The sequence below is a fragment of the Methanobrevibacter cuticularis genome (genome assembly GCF_001639285.1).
Classification (GTDB): domain Archaea; phylum Methanobacteriota; class Methanobacteria; order Methanobacteriales; family Methanobacteriaceae; genus Methanobaculum; species Methanobaculum cuticulare.
Genome location: NZ_LWMW01000041.1, coordinates 1 through 914, shown reverse-complemented (window position 1 = coordinate 914; position 914 = coordinate 1). Strand labels below are relative to the sequence as shown.

General features: G+C 30.4%; 1 pseudogene. It reads left to right on the top strand.

Annotation, left to right across the window (positions count from 1 at the left end):
• Positions 1-914 (top strand): annotated as a pseudogene (locus MBCUT_RS01145) (hypothetical protein); the annotation flags it as partial.

The window sequence follows — 914 nt, the reverse complement described above, 5'->3', positions numbered from 1 at the left end:
GCTGGTGTAATTTTTATTGAAAATACATATATTGGTACTAGTAATGTTAATATAACAGATTCTATTTTCGATAATAACAATGCAGCATCCTCTGGAGGAGTAATCACTTTATGGGGGTCTAATAGTGCTGTTAATTTAAACATTATGAATTCTAATTTCACTAATAATTCTGGAAGCAATGGTGGTGTGTTTTTTAGTTCTTCTAATAATGTTGTTAGTTTAAATATAATAGGTTCTACCTTTATTAATAATACAGCAACTAGTAATGGAGGAACAATTTATTTAACTAGTAATAATAATATGTCATATTTTAATATAAGTAATTCCACTTTCACAGGTAGTAACTCAGGATGGAAAGGAGGAGGAGTTTATACAGGAGGCATTGCAAAAATTAATATAAATAACTCTACTTTCAACAACAACACTGCAAGTAATGGTGGTGGAGCAATAAATGCATTTAATCGTAATATTAGTATTACTAATTCCACTTTTGTAAACAACACTGCAGTTAATGGTGGAGGATTTCATGTAGCTAGTGACGCTAATACTATTGTTAGTGTTGTTATTCTTAATTCCACTTTTGTAAACAACACCGCAACTAATGCTGGTGGAGCAATCTATCTCCTTAATAGTACTAATAATACTATTAGTGCTGATATTGTTGGTAATATTTTTGTAGACAATTCCAACACATTTGGTGTTATTCGTGTTAATACTCCTAATGTGAAAGTGAACTATAATGTGTTCTTTAATCAGACTGCTCCTATTAGTTCTGGTGACATTATTTATAATGTGAATGCTGATTATAACTACTATGGCTACAACGGCATACCAACTATGAGTAATATAGTTGTGAATAATTATTATGTGCTCGGTATTACTAATATGAGTGATCTTAGTGCTAATTATAGTGT